Origin of the sequence: Acinetobacter sp. YH12135 (assembly GCF_013418565.1) — a bacterium.
Classification (GTDB): domain Bacteria; phylum Pseudomonadota; class Gammaproteobacteria; order Pseudomonadales; family Moraxellaceae; genus Acinetobacter; species Acinetobacter towneri.
On the sequence record NZ_VPBU01000015.1, the window covers coordinates 51,519 to 72,721 of the forward strand.

Genomic DNA, 21,203 nt, shown 5'->3' on the forward strand with positions numbered 1-21,203 from the left:
AGTTAGCTTGTGTACAAAAAGTTACACAAGCTCACCAACTTGCTAAGCAGTATCTGTAAACTTTGTGACATTGAAGTGAAGAAAAAATTACAATTTGATGACGGGTAATAAAATGTAATAAATAGACTTCTTGCGTTAATGACATTTTAATCACCCGAAAGCTATATTTTATGAGCTTTTAGCCAATTCAAAAATTAGATAAAACTATACTTTCGCAAGAGGTCTAATAATTGTGATTTATTTTTAAGTATTTGAATTGTATTTAAATAAAAAATGGAGCAGCTGCTCCATTCATTTTGTATGACACTTTTGAAATATTTAAAGTGCTGCTTTAATTTTTTCCGCTTGGGCTTTAATTTTTTCTTGATCGCCCATTTGTGCAGCATGTTTCCCAAGTTGATGAACCGAGGTTGGAATTAAATGAAAATGCACGTGAGGGACAGTTTGACCTGCACTAGTACCTGACAATTGCATTAACACGATACCATCTACACCCAAAGCTTGCTGCATAGCTTTCGCAATTTTTTGCACAATTTGAATAGTATAAGCCGCTGCATCTGCAGGTAAGTCCAGTAAAGTCACCGCAGGTGTTTTAGGAATCACAAGAGTGTGACCATCGGCTTGCGGCATGATGTCCATAAACGCAAGAACTTGGTCATCTTCATACACTTTAATTGCAGGAAGTTCGCCACGTAGAATTCTTGCAAAAATATTTTGATCATCGTAAGCCATTATGATTCCTTAAATTCAGCTTTGATATTTCAGAACGGTTATTTACAGTTCAGTTCTTTTTGACGTTCTTTGATTGCGTCAAGACGTTGTTGTTCTTTTTCAGAAAACTTAGGTTTGGTTGTATAGCAGTTGTCATTACCAAAACGTGCTTTAGCTTCTGGGTCTTTGAAGCAGAACCCTTTAGATGCATAAATAACATCGTGGTCATTTTTCAGTTTCTGACATTCTTGTTCAGATGCAAAAGTAGTTGAACTTGCCCCAATTAAAGTTGCAAGGCTTGCAAATACGGCAATGCTAAACTTGTTCATAAGAGTTTCCTCTATTTAATGATGGTGTGACTAGCCACTTAATACACATTATTGGGTTTATGGCTGTATATTCAATGGCGAGTTCTTACTCTAGGGTAATATTACTCCATAATTCATACATTTTCACAGCAGTGGAAAAATCACTGTCTTTTTCTGCGGTTAAATTCGCTGCTTGAATCAGGCTTTGGGTTAAAGCCAATACAGGTGCAGGCAAAGCTGCTTCATGGACTAAATCTAATGCGATACCTGTGTCTTTAGCCAGTAAAGGGAGTGCAAAAGTATTTGGAAAAGCGCGATTCAGTACTCGCTGCGGCAAAATCATTTCCGTTACTGCGCTTTTACCACTTGAAGCATTTATGCATTGCAAGGCCTGATTTAAGTTTACGCCATGTGCTTTTAAGGTGGTAAAACCTTCAGCTGCAGCACACAAACTCACTGCCATTAACATATTATTCACCGCTTTTACGGCAAAGCCAGCACCAGGTTCACCCACATGCTGAATCACTTTACCAAAAGCCTGAATTGCAGGTAAGGCTTTTTCAAAAGCAGTTGCTTTACCACCAATCATGACTGTTAAGGTGGCATTTTCTGCACCAATCGTTTGTCCACTTACAGGTGCATCTAAAAAGTCGATCTGTTGTGTTTCAAGTTGTTGTACCAATTTTTTAGCACTTTCGGGTACGCCACTGGTGCAATCGACCCAGACTGAACCTGCTTTCAGCGGAACTTGTGCAATCAGGTTTTCAACTTCGGTACTGGTAGGCAAGCAAGAAAAAATAATATCTGCTTGCACCGCTTGAGCCAATTCAACCGCTTGTGTGCCATATTCAGCAGCATGTTGCTCGGCTTTGGCAAAGTTACGATTCCAGACATAGACCGTATCAAAATGTTTAGGTAAATGGGCTGCCATGCGGTAGCCCATTGCGCCTAAGCCAATAAATGCAACAGATTGAATCATGTTTTTGCTCTCTTTATGCAATTTTGCTAGATCGTTGTTCTAACCAAGTGGTCAGTTTAGGCCAGAATTCATTGGCACTTTTTTGACTGGACATTAAACCCAAATGTCCACCTGGAATAAGAGTAAACGTGACATCGGTACTACTTGTCAATTCACATAAAGGTTGAGCAGCTTCAGCAGTGACAATTTGATCGCTATCACCCGCACCGACCAAAAGTGAACAATGAATATTTTTAAGGTCTATCTGATGTTGTTTGAGTTGAATATGACCTTGTTTGAGTGGGTTTTGCAGCCATACATTCAATACCATGTCCTGATTAATCCCACCCGGATAATCAATCATATTATTTAAAAAATTGGCTAAAGTTGCGTTTTCATGCAAGGTTTGTAAGTCGTGCAGATTCGACAGCATCTGTTTATTGCTTTCCAGCCATGCTCTAGGGTCTAAAATCTTAAAACCAATCGCATTGATTAAACCCGGTGTATGAATTAAATGCTTTGGAATTTTTCCTGAATAAAAGGCATGTTGCAATTTGGGATATTTAGAAATCAGTTGATTGGTCAGTTGAAAGAGTTTACCAACCCGCCCCGAAGCATAGCTATCTACAGGGCTACCCAAAACCATCAAGTTTTTAATATGAGTTGTTTGTTGGTCGGCGGTATAAAGCATGGCAAAAATACCCGCCATACTCCAACCATGTAGTGAAATTTGTTCGACTTTGGCGTGTTGTAAAATGAGTTGAATACAATTAGGGATTGCATCCTGAATAAAAGCCATAAAATTTAAATGACAATGTTGATAGGTCAATTGTCCCCAATCAACCAAATACACATCAAAACCGCTATGCTGAAAATGTTTCACTAAAGAGCGATAAGGATATAAGTCATAAATCGACATGGTAATTGCTAAAGGCGCAACAAAAACCAGCGGCTCTTTATATTGCTTATCTGGCGAAGCGTAATAGCGAATCTGCGCATACTTATAACGTGCCACGATGTCGTATGGCGTGGTCTGAGATAAGATCAAATCACGGCTTTTAAATAAGCGAATGCTGAGGTTTTTAAGCTTTTTTCGGTGCGGATTAAATTTTCTTTGTAGCTGATTCATGAGGTGTTCCATCACACGTGGCGCCGATTTGAATGAAGTCTAAGCGATATTTATACATTTTACCTTGACCTTAAATGCGCTTGGCGCTCAAAATGTTGGCAATTATTTAACAAACAGGTCTTAGGACTAAGTTTAGGGCTGAGCAGTAAAGATGAGTCAACACGACGACATTGAATATCAATTAGATACTTTGGCAATTCGTACCGGACACAACCGTACAATTGAAGGCGAACACAGTGAGCCAATTTTCCTGACTTCATCATTTGTTTGTAAAAATGCTGCCGATGCAGCTGCAAAATTCTCAGGTGAAATTGAAGGCAATACCTATTCACGTTATACCAATCCAACTGTACAGGCTTTTGAAAAACGCTTGGCAGTATTAGATGGTGCAGAACGTGCGGTTGCGACAAGTTCGGGTATGGCGGCCGTTCATGCGATCACTTTGGCTTATCTTAAAGCGGGTGATCATGTAGTCTGTTCACGTGCTGTATTTGGCTCGATCATTTCACTATTTGAAAAATACGTGATGAAGTTTGGTGTCGATGTCACTTTTGTTGATTTAGAAGATTTAGACAGTTGGAAGCAAGCGATTCGTCCAAATACGCGTTTGTTATTTATTGAAACACCATCAAATCCATTGGCTCAGGTGGGTGACTTGCAAGCGATTGCCGATATTGCACATGCACATGGTGCGTTATTTGCGGTAGATAACACTTTCTGTACGCCCGTTTTGCAACAACCACTAAAATTTGGTGCAGACCTTATTATTTATTCATCAACCAAATATATTGATGGTCAGGGGCGTGCTTTGGGTGGTGCGGTTGTTGGCAAAGATAAACTGGTTGAAGAAATCAACGGTGTGATTCGTACTTTGGGTAACTCATTAAGTCCATTTAACGCATGGATTTTCTTAAAAGGTTTAGAAACTTTAAGCCTGCGGATGAAAGCACATTGCGCTAGCGCACAAAAACTTGCCGAGTGGCTAGATGCACATCCAAAAGTTGAAAAAGTGTATTATGCAGGTCTGCCGCATCATGCGGGGCATGAGTTGGCGAAAAAACAACAGTCTGGCTTTGGTGGTGTTGTATCTTTTGTGGTGAAAGGCGAGCGTGAAGGCGCGTGGACTGTGATTGACAACACACGCTTCCTATCTATCACCAGTAATTTGGGCGATGTAAAATCAACCATTACCCATCCTGCAACAACATCGCATGGCAGAATGACCCCAGAAGCCAAACAAGCAGCAGGTATCAGCGAAGGTTTAATTCGTGTTTCTGTTGGCTTGGAAGATATTGATGATATTATTCGCGACATCGAGCGCGGTTTAGACCTCATTTAAAACTAAATAGATCATTTGTTCGGAGATTTTTATGAACATTAATATGTTGATGCAGCAAGCACAGCGCATGCAAAAAGAAGTGGAAAACAACATTAAAAAAGCCAAAGAAGAACTTGCGCAAACTGAAGTGCATGCAGAAGCGGGCGGTGGTTTAGTGAAAGTGACGATGACTTGCCGTAATGTGGTCAAACGCATTGAAATCAACCCTGAATTATTGCAAGACGATGCAGAGATGATTGAAGATTTGATTGCCGCTGCAATGAATGATGCTGCCCGTCAAGCCGAAGCAATTTCTGAAGAAAAAATGAAGTCTGCAAACTCAGGCATGGGCTTGCCACCGGGCTTGGCAGGTTTATTCTAAGGAACGGCGTATGTTTAGTGATCGTTTTGATCAACTGGTACAAGCGCTACGCATTTTGCCAAGTGTTGGGCCAAAATCGGCTCAACGCATGGCATTGCACCTGATTATGAAAAATAGAGAAGGTGCAGTCGGTTTGGCTCATGCTTTGAACGAAGCCACTAGCTATATTCATGAATGTTCGATTTGTCATTCATTAACGGAAGATGAAGTCTGCAATATTTGTGCTTCGTATGACCGTGATGCACACTTACTTTGCGTGGTGGAATCTCCAGCCGATGTCATGGCGATTGAGCAAAGTGGCAGTTTTCGTGGCAAATACCATGTTTTAGGTGGGCACTTATCGCCATTAGATGGCATTGGGCCTGACGAAATTGGTATTCCATATTTGGTTCAGCGTTTAAGTGATGGCAACATTACTGAGGTGATTTTGGCGACCAATGCAACCGTAGAAGGTCAGGCGACAGCACACTATTTGGTAGAAGCGACCAAACATTTGCCTGTGCAGATGACCCGTATCGCGCAAGGTGTGCCGCAAGGTGGCGAACTTGAATATGTCGATAGTCATACTTTAAGTCAGGCGGTGCATAATCGGATGCGAATGAAATAAGCATTTAGGTGCTTATTTCATGTGTATGTTTATTTCGCATGTGTGGCTATTTTATATGAATAATCAATTGATAAATCATCCACAAAAAGGATTACTTGCCTTTAAAGCCAATAAAAATCAAATTAAGATAAAAAAACGATAAAAAATTTAAATTTTCACTGTATCGACTTAGAAATAAGATAAAAATTGAAAATACTGGACATATTTTTATAGCTAAATGCTATTTAATGTTTAAAATGAACCCCTAGAGAATCCTGTTTTACCTGCTCGCTATGTTCCAATTTATTCACCAACAAAAAGACTTTGAAAATGTCTTGGCATTAATGAGCCAAAACAGCATTTATGGTTTAGACACCGAATTTATTAAGGTCGATACTTTATGGCCAAAATTGGGTGTATTCCAAATTAATGTGAATGATCAGGTCTATTTGTTAGATGGGACTTCGTTAAATTTAAGTGCATTTTGGGAAAAACTGTTTCAAGCGCAGCAAAATATTTTTCATGCCTGCGGTGAAGATATTGATTTAATTTATCATTACGCGCAGCAAAAAAACTTAGATAACGTGTTTGATACCCAAGTTGGCATGTCATTTTTAGGGCATGGTTTACAAGTCAGTTATCAAAACGCTTTAAAAACCATGCTCAATGTCGATATTGATAAAGGGCAAACTCGCTCAGACTGGCTTGCACGTCCGTTGTCCGATGAGCAGTTAAATTATGCTGCCAATGATGTGTTGTATCTAATGCAATTGGCAGATAAGGTACAAACCGACTTAAAACAAAATTATTTACTGGATTTTGCACAAGAAGATTGCCGCAATTTAACTCAGGAAATTGGTGAAGAAACACCTTTAGAGTTGTTGTATCAGGATGTGGGCAACTATCGTCATTCACGCCGTCAACTCATGCAATTGCAACAATTGGCCGTTTGGCGTGAGCAAATGGTAAAAGCCTTAAACCAACCACGTAGTTTTATTTTGCGTAATTCTACTATGCTGGACTTGGTCGAGAAAAATCCTAAAAATCAGTTCCAGCTCAGTACTATTAAAGATTTACGTGCGCATATTGTGCGTGAACATGGCAAAACTATTTTAGATTTAATTAAATATTTGCCTGATCAATCACAATGGCCATTACGTATGGCGCGACCAATTCGTCATTCTTCAAAAGAAGTGGGCGAAAATGTAGAACAGGTGATTCAACGTGCCGTACAGGAAACTCAAATTCCAAAAGAAGTTTTGCTGCGTAAAAAATGGCTCAATGCGCTTTATCAGCATGTGGTATTTCATAACGATGAGCAAGATTTGCCTAACTATTTGTTAGGTTGGCGTTATGAATTACTCACCAAGCCTTTAATTGAAGTTTTACATGCCGACGAGCGTTATTTGTCTGGTCAGATGAAAGTTGCTGAATAAATCAAACCGATCCACATTTTAAATAAAGCCGTTTTTCACCTGAAAATGGATGAATTTTCACGCCATTCTTTGTTTGAGTGTAAACATAGACCAATGCGTTAATAATGGTTAATGTATCTCGGTTTTTTTTGTTGTATCCTTTGCCTGAGTTTTTAGAGTTTTGTTGTTTATGCACTGTTCAATTTATAAATCGAGCAAAAAAGATGAGATGTATTTATACATCGCCCGTCCTGAGCAAACTGAAGATCAAGCAGAAGCGTTTAACCCGCTAGAGGTTTTACCTGAGCCAATGCGAGTTGCATTTGGTCGTGCGACATTTGTAATGGATTTGCAACTGTCTGAAAGCCGTAAGTTGGCACGTGTGAATGTTTTGCATGTCATGGATTCTATTCAAACACGTGGCTTCTTTATTCAAGTGCCACCAGAAGGCTTAATTAACCCAAATGCCGTTGAACCAGAAGGTTTACGTGGTGCTTAAGCTTTATTCAGGAGTTGAGAAATGAATAGTGTGATGACTGGATTGGATTCAATTCCTGAAACTGCAATTGCTGTTTCTGTTTATTTGTTGGGGAGTGCCATTATTTTATGGTGCTGGTACGAAATTGCCAAACGCTTGCCCAATCCGTTAGGTGGTATCACTTGGATTGTGCTGTTTGCAATTTTACTTACCCCAACAGTATCAGAAGGCAGCAATGCAGCACTTGCCCCAGCCATCTTTGGACTTCTTTTTGGTGTTTTAACCAAAGAAACCCCATTGGTTTGGTCTAATTTATCTGCCATTTTATTTGTGATCGGTCTTGGCTTATTGATCGGTTATTTCTGGTCAAGATACTGTCTTAAACAAACGACTTATAAAGCCAAGAAAAATACCTCACCACTGTAACTAAAACAATTAAGGTAAAATCATGTCTGTTGATGCGCAACAATTTTCGGGTACAGATCAGTACATTGCGACTGATAGTTTAAAACTTGCGGTGAAAGCCGCACGTGCTTTGCAAAAACCGCTTTTGGTGAAAGGTGAGCCAGGTACAGGTAAAACCTTATTGGCAGAGCAAGTTGCTAAAAGTTTGGGTTTAAAGTTGATTACATGGCACATTAAATCGACCACCAAAGCGCAGCAAGGTTTATATGAATATGATGCAGTGTCGCGTTTGCGTGACAGCCAACTGGGCGATGACCGTGTGTATGACGTTAAAAACTATATTAAACCCGGGAAATTGTGGGAAGCATTTACCAGCGAAGAACGCTGTGTGTTGTTGATTGATGAAATTGACAAGGCAGATATTGAATTCCCAAATGACCTGCTACATGAACTCGATAAAATGTCGTTTTATGTTTATGAAACAGGCGAAACCATTACGGCAACACAACGTCCAATCGTGATCATCACATCAAATAATGAAAAAGAGCTGCCAGACGCTTTTTTACGTCGTTGTTTCTTCCATTATATTGATTTCCCAGATGAAGCGACCATGCGCGATATTATCGATGTGCATTTCCCGAATATTTCAAGCACATTGGTTTCAGAAGCTTTACAAGTTTTCTTTAAATTGCGCCAAGTTCCGGGCTTAAAAAAACCACCATCTACGTCTGAATTAATTGATTGGTTAAGCCTATTGATGGCAGATGACATGCCGGAAGATATTTTGCGTAATAGCGATAAAAGCAAAGCCATTCCGCCTTTATACGGTGCATTAATCAAAAATGAACAAGATGTGCAATTGCTTGAGCGTTTAGCCTTTATGTCGCGCCGTTAAGGGAGGACAACGCCATGTTCGTGCGCTTGTTTTATACCTTGCGACGTTACGGTGTACCTGTCACCACACGTGAATTGATTGACTTAAATCAGGCGGTGGCATCGGGTCTGGTTTTTGCAGATCAAGATGAATTCTATCAACTTGTTAAAACCGTCATGGTCAAAGATGAGCGTTTTTTTGACAAGTTTGACCGTGCCATGAAAGATTATTTTGATGGCATTTCCACTTTTGATTTAGATGATTTACTGCAGCAAGTTCATCAATTGCCTAAAGACTGGTTCGACTTAGAACTATTAGAAAAACATCTCACGCCAGAACAACGCGAAGAGCTGAAAAAAGCAGGTTCTTTAGAAGAATTGATGAAAATGCTGGAAGAGCGTTTACGCGAGCAGCATAAAAAGCATCAGGGTGGCAACCGTATGATTGGTACGGGCGGTACATCACCGTTTGGTGCTTTTGGTGATCATCCTGAAGGTGTACGCATTGGTGGGCCTGGACGTAAGCGTTCAGCTGTTAAAGTCTGGGAGCAGCGTCAGTATCGAAATTTAGACGATGAACAGATTTTAGGTACACGACAAATGCAATTGGCACTGCGTCGTTTGCGTAAATTTGCCCGTCAAGGTGCAGCTGAAGAATTGGATATTGATGGCACTATCCGAGAAACTGCCAAACAGGGCATTTTAGATGTGCAATTGGTGCCAGAACGTCGTAATCGCGTCAAAGTGTTGATGTTGTTTGATGTGGGTGGCTCGATGGATGCACACATCGCCCAATGTGAAAAACTGTTTAGTGCGGCCAAAACTGAGTTTAAAACCCTCGAATATTTTTATTTCCACAACTGTTTATACGACTATGTTTGGAAAGACAATTTACGCCGTAGCAGTACCCGTATGAATACGTGGGATTTGTTGAATACCTATGGACGCGACTATCGGGTAATTGTGGTCGGTGATGCGAGTATGGCACCTTATGAGCTGAATTCGATTGGTGGTTCGGTAGAATATATGAATGATGAGGCAGGGCAAGTTTGGTTACAACGTCTGCGTCAGCATTTTGAAAAAACCGCATGGCTGAATCCTGAACAGGAAGGCTATTGGCATTACACACATACCATTGGTTTAATTAAACAAATTTTTGAACATCATATGTATCCAATGACTTTAAAAGGCATTGAAGATATGACTAAATATTTGGCGCGTTAATCGTCATTTTCGTCAATATCACTCAACTTTTGAGTGATTGTTAGGCGAAGACTAAGTAAGTGCAGACACGATAGGCAACGTGAATTTCAATCTGAGGGGATCGATATGGATCATCAAATCAATGGCATCGCATTACCGAATGAAGACGGTTTTTTCGGGCAATATGGCGGGCAGTTTATTCCACCACATTTAAAAGAAGCCATGGATGAAATTAACGTTGCTTATGAGGAAATTCGTAAAACGGCAGAATTTCAGAATGAATTAAAAGATTTGTTTGCTCACTATGTTGGCCGTCCAAGTCCTTTATTCCATGCCAAGCGTTTATCTGAACAGTTAGGTGGTGCGCAAATTTATTTAAAGCGTGAAGATTTAAACCATACTGGTGCACATAAAATTAACCACTGTTTAGGCGAGGCATTACTAGCCAAATATATGGGTAAAACCAAAGTCATTGCAGAAACTGGTGCGGGACAGCATGGTGTCGCGTTGGCAACAGCATGTGCGCTTGTGGGCATTCCATGTGAAATTCACATGGGACAGGTGGATATTGAAAAAGAACACCCGAATGTGGTGAAAATGAAAATTCTAGGTGCCAACCTGATTTCAGTGACCCGCGGTACAGCCACTTTAAAAGATGCAGTGGACAGCGCTTTTGAAGAATACTTAAAAGACCCGAAAAATTATATTTATGCAATTGGTTCGGTGGTTGGCCCACACCCATTTCCAAAAATGGTACGTGATTTCCAAGCAATTATTGGCGATGAAATTAAAATGCAAAGCCAAGAACGCTTTGGAGTAAATCCAGATTATATCGTGGCATGTGTGGGCGGTGGTTCAAACGCAGTGGGTGCATTTACCGCATTCTTAAATGATGCAGAAGTGAAACTTGTGGGTGTTGAGCCTGCAGGGCATGGTTTAGATACAGATCAACACTCTGCAACCCTAACTTTGGGTAAACCAGGCCAGCTTCACGGTATGGCGTGTTATGTACTTGAAGATGAACATGGTGAGCCATTGCCAGTGCACTCTATTGCCTCTGGTTTGGATTATCCAGGTGTGGGGCCGCAACATAGCTTCTTAAAAGACATTGGTCGCGTGGAGTATTCAACGGCAACTGACCAAGAATGTTTAGATGCCTTTATGACGTTGTCACGTGTAGAGGGTATTGTACCTGCTTTGGAAAGCTCACATGCGGTGGCGTGGGCATTACGTGAAGCACCAAAAATGGCAAAAAACGTGAAAATTGTGGTTAATCTTTCAGGTCGTGGTGATAAAGATTCAGACTATGTAGCAGAAAAATTAGGTTTGAATTAATTCTACTGAATATGAAAAACCGCCTAAATGTGTAAGTTTAGGCGGTTTTTTTATCTTTACTTTATATTTGGCAGGTTTTATAAAACAGTGTCTTAGCTTGCAATATATTGTTGTAACTGCTCGATCAGTTTGCGCTGATCATCCATAGTCGCTTTCACCAAGTCACCAATCGACACCAAACCTACCAACTGCTCACCTTCAAGTACAGGTAAGTGACGTAAATGATGGTCAGTAATTAAGTTTAAGCATTCTTTCACACTGGTGTTTTTGGTCACGGTCAGTACTTTAGCAGTCATAATTTCACTAACCGTTGTGCTTTTAGAAGTTCGTTCCATCAAAATAACTTTACGGGTGTAATCACGCTCAGACAGAATACCAACCACATGATTGTTTTGATCGGTAACCACCAACGCACCAATGCCTTTTTCAGCCATTAAACTAATTGCTTCTAAAACCGTTGCTTCTGGGCGAATTGTGTAAATTTCGTGATGTGCTTTATCTTGTAAAACGTGAGTTACCTTGGTCATATTCTGTGTCCTGATTTGTTGTTTATTGTTTGACTTTTAAAGTAACGTGAATTGTAAAAATTGCAAATACTTTAGAGTCACGATTGTTGATTTTTACGTCAATTCTATTCAGTTTTTATTTAAGCAATATTTAACGCAGGTTCATTAAAAAAGAAATGCTTCATTTGTGAAGTGGTCAGTTTAATTTTTTGACTTGACGAACCAAACAAGGTTGGCGTGACATTTAAACGGGTGAGCGTTGGTAATAAAAAAGTTTCAAAATCCTGCGCGGAAATTTTACGAGGACTATATTGTGGCCAGTGTTTAGCAGCATATTTATGCGCTTGTACCGCATTTAACCAAAAAGGGAAAATATAATCATCGTGATCTGAACTCATTGCCCAACCTTGATGGAATAAACCCCAAAGTACACCGCAGTACATCATTGATTTTAATAGTGTAACTTTAAGCAGAAAATCCTTTGGTAAAGGGTGGAGTTGGTTAATCTGATTCATAATCAAGCAAGGTTGTAAAATTTGGCTATATTGTAAAAAGAATTGATGAATATACCGTTTAAGCTTTGCTTAAAATCGTAAACAAATATGTATTTATGGTTGGAGCATCTAAAAAAAGGGTCAAAAAAAACGCCACCTAAGTGACGTTTTATTATGCTTGCATGGTGGCCATGTTTTGCCAGTATTGCGCTTTCAATGAATCACGTTCTACGCGGAAACCTTGATAATACAGTTCTGCTAAGAACATTGCCGCTTTACCATGTCCTGCACGTGCAGCTTCTTCGAGTTGTTTTACCGCGTCTTGGAAGTTCATTTGTGAATGAATCGTGTTTACTGCATTTGCATAAACATGCTCTAAGTCATGGTGAGAGATCGTTTGAATCATATTAAACTCCTTATTGTAATTATGATTACTTATTTAAGCCTACCTTTTAGGCTTCATATCAATTTAACGCTTTATTGTTAAACTAATATTACAATTTGATTGAATTGTCAAATAATTATCGGGGTTAATGAGCATGTTTTAAGTTTACATGATTAAACATTGAACAAGTTTAATTTTGATTAAACTAAAGCTCTAAGCATGATAAAAAAGGAGAACAACATGACAAGATCCGTAGACGGATGTGCTTTTGATGTACCTCCATTGACTTCTCAAATTATTGAGTTGGCACATCATCACCGTAAAAAACTAGATGAGGTAATTTTCCGTCGAGATGTTCATTTAGGTGAATACTGCTTGGCGCAACGTAAACGTGTGGCTGACTTTGCTAAAACTTTAGAGCGAAGCGATCGTATAGAGTTTTATCGTAATTATGATGGTGAATTACTCCGTATTGCCGATGAAGATGAACTGCATCCTGCCGAAGCAGAGGGCGGTGTCAGTGTATTTGCTATTTTCTTGGTGCTTGCAGTCATTGCATTGGTTTTATACTTTGCGGTAATTCGTGGCACGATTGGCTAAAGCTAAATCCTTTGTAGAATTTGTAGAAAAAGGCTCAATTTTTACTGTGACGATACAGTAAAATTGAGCTGTTTAACTTGTACATCTCACAAGGGCATCCTACACTAAGGCGATTAGAGGTAGGTCATGCACAACGCAATTCAAAAAACGATTCAATTTATTTCTCAACTGAAACTCGAGCAAATTTATAATATTGTTGTGCTGAGTATCATTTTTATTATTTTAACTTTAGCAAGTGTTGCGCTTTATCGCCCAGTTGGGGTGCAACAATTTCAAAATGTTGAGCGTTTGTCACAACAATCTATGTATGCCAATACCCAAGACATGGCAGTTCATTTACTCAATCAACGTCCGATTCGTTATGTGCATTATTTAAAGTTGATGCAGGCACATCAAATGGAGCAAGATCGGGCTCAACAACTTCCTGCCTTGGTGCAAGAGTAATTTTTTCTGTTGGCATGTTATTCATATTGTGCGGTGTCGGTGTTAAAGATGTTGGTGCGAGTAAATTGTCCTGCAGCATTTTTACCAATGCGGCTTTATCTAAATGTTCGCTCACAATTACTAAAGTTAAACGATCAGGATGCAAATGTTTGCGAATTGCATGTTGCACATCTTCAGCGGTAACTTTTTCCACTCGTTCTGCATAATCACTTAAATAATTTGCAGGAAGTCGATAAAAACCGATGTGCCCAAGCTGGGCATTAATACTGGCATTGCTGCTGTATTGATTCGGAAATGCACGAATTAAACCTGCTTTGGTTTCTTTTAATTGTTCTAAATTCATAGGTTGTTGTACAAACTGAATTAAGCTCTGGTGAGCGACTTGAATACTATCGAGTAACTGATCTTGGCGCGTAGAATAGCCTAAGCTAAACAAACCCGCTGCTTGGGTAAAACGAAACGAACTGCTAACACCGTAAGTGTAGCCACGTTTTACTCGTAATTCTTTCATCAAAATTGAATTGAAACTGCTGCCGCCCAGCATTTTATTGGCAATTTCTAAAGCCAAATAGTCAGGATCATCCCGTGTAGTCGCAAGTTGTGCAATACTGACATGCGCCTGTTGTGACCGGTAGGGAATATGCTGGATGTTGAAACGTGTTGCAGGTGTAGGCTGTGGCAAAGCTGTTGCTGCAACACCTTGGGCAATATGTGCGCTGATGGTATTGGCAAGTTTTTCTGCTTCTTTTAAGGTTAATTTGCCTGTAATGGCAATGTTCATATTTTGCGCGACCAGAAACTGATCTCTAAATTGTTGTAAGTGCTTTGGTTGAATCCGTTTGATGCTGCCATTGGTGCCTGTAATGGGTTCTGAATAGGCATGTTGTCCGTAAATTGCGCGATATAAGCGAATATTCATTAAACGGCTTGGATTTTCTTGCAGTTGTTTTTGCCCAATTTGTGTATTGCTTTGCACACGCTGGATATTAGAACGCTCAAAAGTTGCATGTTTCAGTATTTCCAGCATCATTTTGACGGCAGTTTGCATTTTCTGCGGATCAGACAGTGTTCTTAGCCGTACCACAAACATATCGCGGTACGCCGTGGTACTAAAACGTGCGCCTGTGGTTTCAAAGGCTGCGGCAATTTCCTCTGCCTTATAACGCTTGGTGCCTTCATCAATCAGTTGGGCTGCCATATTGGCAACGCCAAATAAACCTTTTTCAATTTCTGCATCGCGGGCAGAACCTGCATTAAAAGTCAGTTGGATATCAACCATTGGCAAAGCAGGATTTTCGACAAATAAAGTGCGTACGTGTCGATGATTTTTTAATTCATATACCTGTGGAGCGCGAACATCGACCAATTCATTTACGGCATTTAAACTGTGCAGCAAGCTCAAAGATTGTAAAGGCGTACTTACATCTGTTTCAGCAAAATCATGCGCTGCTCTGGTGGCAGTTTCCATCGCAAAGCCAGCAGAACATAGGCTAAAACTAGTGCTTAAAATAAGCGTGCTGAATAGATGTTTTTTCATGAAAATCACAGTTTAAGGTGTTGTGCTTTGAGGTAATAAATACAAGGTGCTAAGTCTGTCTTTGTTAAAGTAACTTTGCGCAACACGTTGCAGATCCTGGGCAGTAATCGCTTGGAAGTGTTGTGGTAAAACATCGATTAAACGGTGACTGAATCCATTGACTTCCAAATTGCCAATGGTTCGGGCTTGTCCTGCCAAATCATCCTGACTATAAATCCAATTGGCCACAAATTGAGTCACCACGCGCTCAATTTCACTTGAATTGACCAAATCCTGTTTTAGCGTATCCACTTCGTTTTGAATCGCGACCTGTGCTTCGCTTAACGTTACACCTGCTGCAGGCAATGCTGAAATACTAAACAAACTATCCCCACGTTGATACGGGTCATAACTGACACTGACTGAGCTAAGAATCTTATTGTTTCTGACCAAGCGCTGTTCTAAACGTGAAGTAATTCCACTGTCTAACAGTTGTTTGATGATAGTGAGCGCGAAGGCATTTTGAGGATTTTTAGCTGTTGCCAATGAACCGACATTCCAAGCCATATATAAATTAGGAACTTGCACAGTCGCAGACAATTCCATGTGCCGATAACCTAATTGTTCAAACTCCAACACATCATTGCGCGGTGGCGTAGGTGCTTTCGGAATATCTCCAAAATACTTTTGGACTTGCAACAATGCGGCTTGATGATCTACATCGCCCACAATCACTAGAATAGCATTATTGGGGCGATACCATTTTTTGTACCACGCCTGTACATCTTGCAGCTGAATGCTTTGCAAGTTTTTCATGTGCCCAATAATGGGTTGGCGATAATGACTGGTTGGGTAGGCAATCCATTTAAAGCGTTCAAAAGCCAAAGCCCGTGGATTATCATCGGTACGTTGCCGCCGTTCTTCCATTACCACCTTAATTTCAGGCTCAAAGTCTTGTTGGCGAAGTAACAAATTACTCATTCTGTCGGCTTCCAACTCTAAAGCCAGTGGGAAATAAGTTTTGGGATAGAGCTGATAATAATTCGTGTAATTGGTAAAGGTTGCTGCATTGACACTGCCACCATAAATACGACTTAAACGGGTAAATTCATCATTCGGCACCTTGGCTGTACCTTTAAACATCATGTGTTCAAGTACGTGCGAAATCCCAAGTGTATTTCCGGACTCATCGCTACTGCCCACTTTGTACCAAATTTGAGTCATCACCATGGGAGAACGATGGTCTTCACGGATAATGACTTTTAAACCATTGTTGAGTGTGGTTTCAAAAGTGTTATTCGCAGCTAAAACTTCAGCATGGCTAATCGAAGCTGTTAAACCCCAAAGCAACGCACAAACAGACTTCATCGAAAATTGGAACATAAGCAAGTGGAGATCAATCGTTATCGGCTTATCTTTCAGAAATTAAAGCGGAAAGGCAAGGATTGCTGTAGGTATTTTTTGTATGCGGCTATGTGGTTGGAATACGAGGTAAAAGCAATTGGTTTATGTTAGAATCCGATTTTTTAACGCAATGCTTTTCAAGGATTCGGCATGCAACAGCAATCTAATGGGCAAAATAAATTTTTGATTGATGCTGATATCGGAGATGATGATGTCACATTACCGAATTTACCAGCGGTAAATATTCCGATTGTTGAAACAACACCTCTACAACAAGCAGAAACCTCTGAACATGCTGCAGAAACATCATCAGACACGGATGCGCCTGCGAAAGGTGGTTTCTTTAGTCGCATGAAAGAAGGGTTAACCAAAACCCGTAAAAACTTTGCCGATGGCATGGTGAATATTCTGATTGGCGGTAAAGAAATTGATGATGAATTATTAGAAGAAGTCGAAGAACAACTGTTGGTTGCAGATATTGGTGTAGATGCAACGAAAACCATTATTGCCAATTTGACCGAGCGTACTGCGCGTGGCGACTTAATTTATTCACATTCTTTATATAAGGCTTTGCAAGAAGAATTAGTGGCTTTGCTTGCGCCACGGGTAAAACCTTTACATATTGATGCCAATAAAACCCCTTATGTGATTTTAGTCGTGGGTGTGAATGGTGTAGGTAAAACCACAACCATTGGCAAGTTAGCGAAACGCTTACAAGGCGAAGGTAAAAAAGTCATGTTGGCCGCAGGGGATACTTTCCGTGCTGCAGCGACAGAACAATTGCAGATTTGGGGTGAGCGTAACGATGTTGCCGTTGTTGCACAAGGTCACGGTGCAGACAGTGCTTCTGTTATTTTCGATGCGTTTGAAAGTGCGCGTGCCAAAGGCATTGATGTGTTAATTGCAGATACTGCTGGACGTTTGCATAACAAAAGCAACCTGATGCAAGAATTGACTAAAGTTAAGCGTGTGATGCAAAAAATTGATGCGACTGCACCGCATGAAGTGATGTTGGTTGTGGATGCAGGCACGGGTCAAAATGCCATTAACCAAGTTGAAATGTTTGATGAGGCTGTTGGCTTAACAGGCATCACCATCACTAAACTGGACGGCACTGCAAAAGGCGGCGTGTTATTTAACATTGCAAGCCGTAGCCATGTGCCAATTCGCTTTATTGGTGTGGGTGAAAAAATTGATGATTTACGTCCATTCTCAGCCAAAGCATTTGTTGCAGCACTGTTTGAAACTGAAAAATAAGTTTTGAATTAAGTTTTAAAGCTAAAATGTAAAATGCTGTAAGTTTCACACAAACTTCGCAAAATGCGGAGTTTGTTGTTTTTAGCGGGTTTGAGTGTTGTAAAAAGCAGCAGCTAAAAATACGAATGTGAATAAAAGCACTTTCGTCTATATAGAATAAGAAAAAATATTAGATTGATTTTGATTGGTTTTTTGGGGAAGTCAAAATGACACTGTTAAATAAAATTGGTCATGTGCTTACAGCAGATATCACGAAAGACTTTAAGCTTAAGAAAAAGCCGAACTATGACGCAAATGAACTGACTTTCATCGATCAATTAAAAAAGCGCCGTAGTATTTATGCTTTAGGAAAACGCGTTCATTTTAGCCAAACTTATATGACCGAGCTGATTCAGGAAGCTGTGCGTAGCTGTCCATCGGCACATCATTCACAAAGTACGCGCGTGGTTATTTTATTTTCTGAATCACATAAAAAATTTTGGAATTTAGTACAGGAAGTACAACGTCAGTTTGTACCAGAGCAGGTTTTTGCAGGTACTAAAATGAAAATCGAACAATGTGCAGCAGCTTTTGGCACGGTATTGTTCTATGAAGATCAACAAGTGATTCGTCAATTGCAAAAGAAAATTCCATTTAATGCTGCAGAATTTCCAATTTGGTCGGAGCAAACTTCAGGCATGGCGCAATTTGCAGTGTGGACAGCATTGGCAGATTCAGGCGTGGGTGCATCTTTACAGCATTATAATCCAAACATAGACCGTGCTGTGGCAGAGCATTTTGATATTCCAGATACATGGTTGTTACGTTCACAACTCGTTTTTGGATCAATTGAAGAAGAAGTAACCGAACGGAGTCATGCACACTATCAAAATCAATTTAAAGTCTATGCTTAAATAACAGCATTTGATGAAGATTGGTCAAATCAGCTTATTATTATGTGCTACAAAGAGCGAACCGCAGCATATTTATATTGCAATAGACTATATCTATAGAATAAAAGGTAATAGGGTCTGTTGACACTTCGTCTATGTTTGCGACGTGAGAGATATATCTCGCAAGGTTTTTTAGCTGATATAAGGCATGAGGCAGGAAATTTAGTCATTCTAAATGACTGACTCATAACGCAATAGCAGCAAAAAATATGCTCGTCCTTCGCTGCGCCTTGCGCTGCAAACAAAGCAGTGCTTGTTTTTGCTCAGGCTGTGGCTAAAACTTTCTCAGATTGCGTTATGAAACTTGGCAATAGTCTCGCTATTCCCTGCGTTTCATGCCTGATCTGCTCAGTTTTAGCCTACAGCGCAAGCCATTTATGAAATGTCAACAGACCCTAAATGCAGTCACATACATTTGTCACTTTATATAACTATAATCGTTCTATACATAAAACACACTGTCGTATTTTTTGTAATGTTTATGCTGAATAAAAAGCTTAATATCGCTGTATCAATTAATTTATACAAAATTCTGCAGAGGAATTAAAAATGTCATTTTTAAATCAATTAGAAAAACGCCGTTCAATCTATGCACTTGGTAAAAATGTTTCTGTAGATCAGGCAACTATTGAAAGTACAATCAAACAAGCAGTTCGTTTAAGCCCATCTGCATTTAACTCGCAAACTTCACGTGTTGTGACTTTATACGGTGCATCGCATACACAATTTTGGAACATCGTTTTAGAAACTTTACATAAAATGGTTCCTGCAGAAGCATTTGCAAACACTGAAGCAAAAATTAATAGCTTTATTGCAGGTTTTGGTACAGCTTTATTTTTTGAAGATCAAGATGTTGTAAAAGGTCTACAAGAGCAATTCCCGCTATATGCAGACAACTTCCCAGTATGGTCAGAACATTCGACAGGGATTGCACAATTCGCAGCGTGGACAGCTTTATCTGAAATCAATGTGGGTGCATCATTACAGCACTACAATCCAATCGTAGATGAAGAAGTTGCGCAAACTTATGACATTCCTGCAAACTGGAAACTACGTGCACAATTAGTGTTTGGTTCAATTGAAGCACCTGCTGGTGAAAAAACATTTATGGATGATGCAGCACGTTTCAAAAGCTTTAACTAAGCTCTAGCAACACATACTGCACAGACAAAAAAGTAGGATGATGATTCATCCTACTTTTTTGTTTCTGGGGGTAGTGATGTGCCTTACAACTTACTTATTCATGTGCAAATGCCTAAACCCATGAATTGTCATAAAACTGTCATTTATACATTGCATAGTGCAATCAAACTTTAATAAACGATATAGAGTGAAATATGGCATTTAAATTAGGCATAGCAAGTATTGCATTGATGGCTTGTAGTTCAGCATTTTCAGCAGTAACTATTGCAGTACCTGAAGAAATTAAGTTGCTCGCTGTAAATGATCAACAAATTCGTTCAGGTTTATTCAGTTCTGCACAGCAAGTGAAAGTCAATGCGGGTGAAAATGTCATTAACTTGCGTTATCAACAATATTTTGAACATCATAATGGTGCGCACGATATTTTAAAATCAGACGTCATTACACTCAAAACCCCAATTCTTCAAGATGGCGAAAACTATCGACTCGCTTTGGTAAATCCACCTAAAGACTTCGATGCTGCAAAAGAATTCAAAGATCAACCAAGCGTTGGTTTATATAATCAAAAGAATCAGTTGCTGGTACAACAAACAGGTGCTAAAGCAAACTCAACTGGTTGGTTAGGTGGTAGTTGGCTTAATAAAACTGTAGATACCACTCAAAATAGTGCTGCGGTCAATCAGCCAGCAGCAGTTTATACCGCGGCAGCAGTGTTGCCATCTGAGAAAACCACCTCAGTAACATTGCCTACAGCAAAACAAACACAGGGCAAAGAGCAACAATTGATTCAATTGTGGCAACAAGCCACTAAAGCAGAGCGACAAAAATTCATGTCATGGCTTGCAGAACAAGCCAATTAATGTTGATTTGCAACCAGCTCCATTGAGCTGGTTGTTTTTTGTTATCGCCTTAAAAGGATTTATTTAAAAACCAATCCAGTAACGTGCGAAAAAAAGACAAATTATAAGAAAAGTGTGATAAAAATATGAAATGCGTCTAAAATTTGGGCGGATGGTGCTTTTTTTGAAAAAAAACTAAAAAATATATTGCGTCTATTCAAAAACTGTATAGAATACGCAACACACCAACGCAGTGTTGATTGAATTGGTGCTGTTATTGACGAAATAACAGGAAATCATTAAGAGATTATGAAGAACAACTTGTGTGGATTTTTACTGATTGATTAATCAAAAATATTTCATTGATTGATTGGTTTAAATTACTCGAAGTTTATTTGAGCGAAATTTAAGTCAGAAAATTGATGAGCCAGATTTGGAAGTTTAGATTAAAACTTCAAAATGATTTTAACTGAAGAGTTTGATCATGGCTCAGATTGAACGCTGGCGGCAGGCTTAACACATGCAAGTCGAGCGGGCGAGGTTGCTTCGGTAACTGAGCTAGCGGCGGACGGGTGAGTAATG

General features: G+C 39.7%; 24 protein-coding genes and 1 rRNA gene. 16 read left to right on the forward strand and 9 right to left on the reverse strand.

The window, feature by feature from the left end; all coding sequences use genetic code 11:
* Positions 1–318 precede the first annotated feature (318 nt).
* The 4 genes from FTU70_RS09815 to FTU70_RS09830 all read right to left on the reverse strand — a co-directional run bounded on the left by FTU70_RS09815 (position 319) and on the right by FTU70_RS09830 (position 3,106).
* Complete coding sequence (locus FTU70_RS09815; protein ID WP_178867793.1) at positions 319–732, reverse strand: HIT family protein; 414 nt, start codon at positions 730–732, stop codon at positions 319–321.
* A gap of 38 nt (positions 733–770) precedes the next feature.
* Positions 771–1,040, reverse strand: coding sequence for a YARHG domain-containing protein (locus FTU70_RS09820; protein ID WP_004976631.1), 270 nt, complete (start codon positions 1,038–1,040; stop codon positions 771–773).
* A gap of 85 nt (positions 1,041–1,125) precedes the next feature.
* The gene (locus tag FTU70_RS09825) at positions 1,126–1,998 is read right to left on the reverse strand and encodes an NAD(P)-dependent oxidoreductase (RefSeq protein WP_180044297.1); all 873 of its coding nucleotides are present in this window, start codon (positions 1,996–1,998) and stop codon (positions 1,126–1,128) included.
* A gap of 13 nt (positions 1,999–2,011) precedes the next feature.
* Entirely contained in the window at positions 2,012–3,106 is a 1,095-nt protein-coding gene (locus FTU70_RS09830; RefSeq protein ID WP_180060524.1) for an alpha/beta fold hydrolase, read from the reverse strand.
* Between the two features lie 151 nt (positions 3,107–3,257).
* On the opposite strand from FTU70_RS09830, the gene FTU70_RS09835 reads away from it, so the two are divergent.
* From FTU70_RS09835 to trpB, 9 genes are all read left to right on the forward strand, one after another.
* A complete protein-coding gene (locus FTU70_RS09835) occupies positions 3,258–4,445 on the forward strand; it encodes an O-succinylhomoserine sulfhydrylase (protein ID WP_180060525.1) in 1,188 nt (395 codons plus the stop codon).
* 31 nt (positions 4,446–4,476) lie between these two features.
* Complete coding sequence (locus FTU70_RS09840; RefSeq protein ID WP_180060526.1) at positions 4,477–4,806, forward strand: YbaB/EbfC family nucleoid-associated protein; 330 nt, start codon at positions 4,477–4,479, stop codon at positions 4,804–4,806.
* A 10-nt stretch (positions 4,807–4,816) separates the two neighbouring features.
* Positions 4,817–5,413, forward strand: coding sequence for a recombination mediator RecR (gene recR / locus FTU70_RS09845; protein WP_180060527.1), 597 nt, complete (start codon positions 4,817–4,819; stop codon positions 5,411–5,413).
* Positions 5,414–5,685: 272 nt separating this feature from the next.
* Positions 5,686–6,828 (forward strand): HRDC domain-containing protein, encoded by a 1,143-nt coding sequence (locus FTU70_RS09850; RefSeq protein ID WP_096901447.1) that lies wholly within the window; start codon positions 5,686–5,688, stop codon positions 6,826–6,828.
* Between the two features lie 169 nt (positions 6,829–6,997).
* A complete protein-coding gene (locus tag FTU70_RS09855) occupies positions 6,998–7,306 on the forward strand; it encodes a YcgL domain-containing protein (protein WP_004976615.1) in 309 nt (102 codons plus the stop codon).
* A gap of 21 nt (positions 7,307–7,327) precedes the next feature.
* Entirely contained in the window at positions 7,328–7,711 is a 384-nt protein-coding gene (locus FTU70_RS09860) for a hypothetical protein (protein ID WP_096901448.1), read from the forward strand.
* Between the two features lie 22 nt (positions 7,712–7,733).
* On the forward strand, positions 7,734–8,585 hold the full coding sequence (locus FTU70_RS09865) for a MoxR family ATPase (protein ID WP_004976610.1): 852 nt from the start codon (positions 7,734–7,736) through the stop codon (positions 8,583–8,585).
* Between the two features lie 14 nt (positions 8,586–8,599).
* A complete protein-coding gene (locus FTU70_RS09870; protein WP_004976609.1) occupies positions 8,600–9,787 on the forward strand; it encodes a VWA domain-containing protein in 1,188 nt (395 codons plus the stop codon).
* Positions 9,788–9,892: 105 nt separating this feature from the next.
* A complete protein-coding gene (trpB, locus tag FTU70_RS09875) occupies positions 9,893–11,101 on the forward strand; it encodes a tryptophan synthase subunit beta (protein WP_180060528.1) in 1,209 nt (402 codons plus the stop codon).
* Positions 11,102–11,193: 92 nt separating this feature from the next.
* Here trpB and FTU70_RS09880 read toward each other — a convergent pair whose 3' ends face one another.
* The 3 genes from FTU70_RS09880 to FTU70_RS09890 form a co-directional block, all read right to left on the reverse strand.
* Positions 11,194–11,628, reverse strand: coding sequence for a CBS domain-containing protein (locus FTU70_RS09880; protein ID WP_004976604.1), 435 nt, complete (start codon positions 11,626–11,628; stop codon positions 11,194–11,196).
* 119 nt (positions 11,629–11,747) lie between these two features.
* Positions 11,748–12,122, reverse strand: a complete 375-nt coding sequence (locus FTU70_RS09885; RefSeq protein ID WP_004976601.1) for a DUF2750 domain-containing protein — start codon at positions 12,120–12,122, stop codon at positions 11,748–11,750.
* Between the two features lie 151 nt (positions 12,123–12,273).
* On the reverse strand, positions 12,274–12,507 hold the full coding sequence (locus tag FTU70_RS09890) for a hypothetical protein (protein ID WP_004976599.1): 234 nt from the start codon (positions 12,505–12,507) through the stop codon (positions 12,274–12,276).
* 219 nt (positions 12,508–12,726) lie between these two features.
* On the opposite strand from FTU70_RS09890, the gene FTU70_RS09895 reads away from it, so the two are divergent.
* Both FTU70_RS09895 and FTU70_RS09900 read left to right on the forward strand, forming a co-directional pair.
* The gene (locus tag FTU70_RS09895; protein ID WP_004976597.1) at positions 12,727–13,086 is read left to right on the forward strand and encodes a hypothetical protein; all 360 of its coding nucleotides are present in this window, start codon (positions 12,727–12,729) and stop codon (positions 13,084–13,086) included.
* Positions 13,087–13,212: 126 nt separating this feature from the next.
* Positions 13,213–13,530, forward strand: a complete 318-nt coding sequence (locus tag FTU70_RS09900; protein WP_004976594.1) for a hypothetical protein — start codon at positions 13,213–13,215, stop codon at positions 13,528–13,530.
* Here FTU70_RS09900 and FTU70_RS09905 read toward each other — a convergent pair.
* Both FTU70_RS09905 and FTU70_RS09910 read right to left on the reverse strand, forming a co-directional pair.
* The gene (locus FTU70_RS09905; RefSeq protein ID WP_180060529.1) at positions 13,427–15,067 is read right to left on the reverse strand and encodes a pitrilysin family protein; all 1,641 of its coding nucleotides are present in this window, start codon (positions 15,065–15,067) and stop codon (positions 13,427–13,429) included. The two genes, FTU70_RS09900 and FTU70_RS09905, sit on opposite strands and share 104 nt — an antisense overlap.
* 12 nt (positions 15,068–15,079) lie before the next feature.
* Positions 15,080–16,414: a pitrilysin family protein gene (locus FTU70_RS09910; RefSeq protein ID WP_225530726.1), complete on the reverse strand. Its 1,335-nt coding sequence runs from the start codon at positions 16,412–16,414 to the stop codon at positions 15,080–15,082.
* Positions 16,415–16,600: 186 nt separating this feature from the next.
* Here FTU70_RS09910 and ftsY point away from each other — a divergent pair, with 186 nt between their 5' ends.
* The 5 genes from ftsY to FTU70_RS09935 form a co-directional block, all read left to right on the forward strand.
* A complete protein-coding gene (gene ftsY, locus FTU70_RS09915; protein WP_004976589.1) occupies positions 16,601–17,707 on the forward strand; it encodes a signal recognition particle-docking protein FtsY in 1,107 nt (368 codons plus the stop codon).
* Positions 17,708–17,913: 206 nt separating this feature from the next.
* On the forward strand, positions 17,914–18,600 hold the full coding sequence (locus FTU70_RS09920) for a nitroreductase family protein (RefSeq protein WP_096901452.1): 687 nt from the start codon (positions 17,914–17,916) through the stop codon (positions 18,598–18,600).
* A gap of 588 nt (positions 18,601–19,188) precedes the next feature.
* Entirely contained in the window at positions 19,189–19,782 is a 594-nt protein-coding gene (locus FTU70_RS09925; RefSeq protein WP_004976581.1) for a nitroreductase family protein, read from the forward strand.
* 194 nt (positions 19,783–19,976) lie between these two features.
* Positions 19,977–20,642, forward strand: coding sequence for a DUF2057 domain-containing protein (locus FTU70_RS09930; protein WP_096900938.1), 666 nt, complete (start codon positions 19,977–19,979; stop codon positions 20,640–20,642).
* A 445-nt stretch (positions 20,643–21,087) separates the two neighbouring features.
* Positions 21,088–21,203: ribosomal RNA gene (locus FTU70_RS09935) — 16S ribosomal RNA — on the forward strand; the annotation flags it as partial.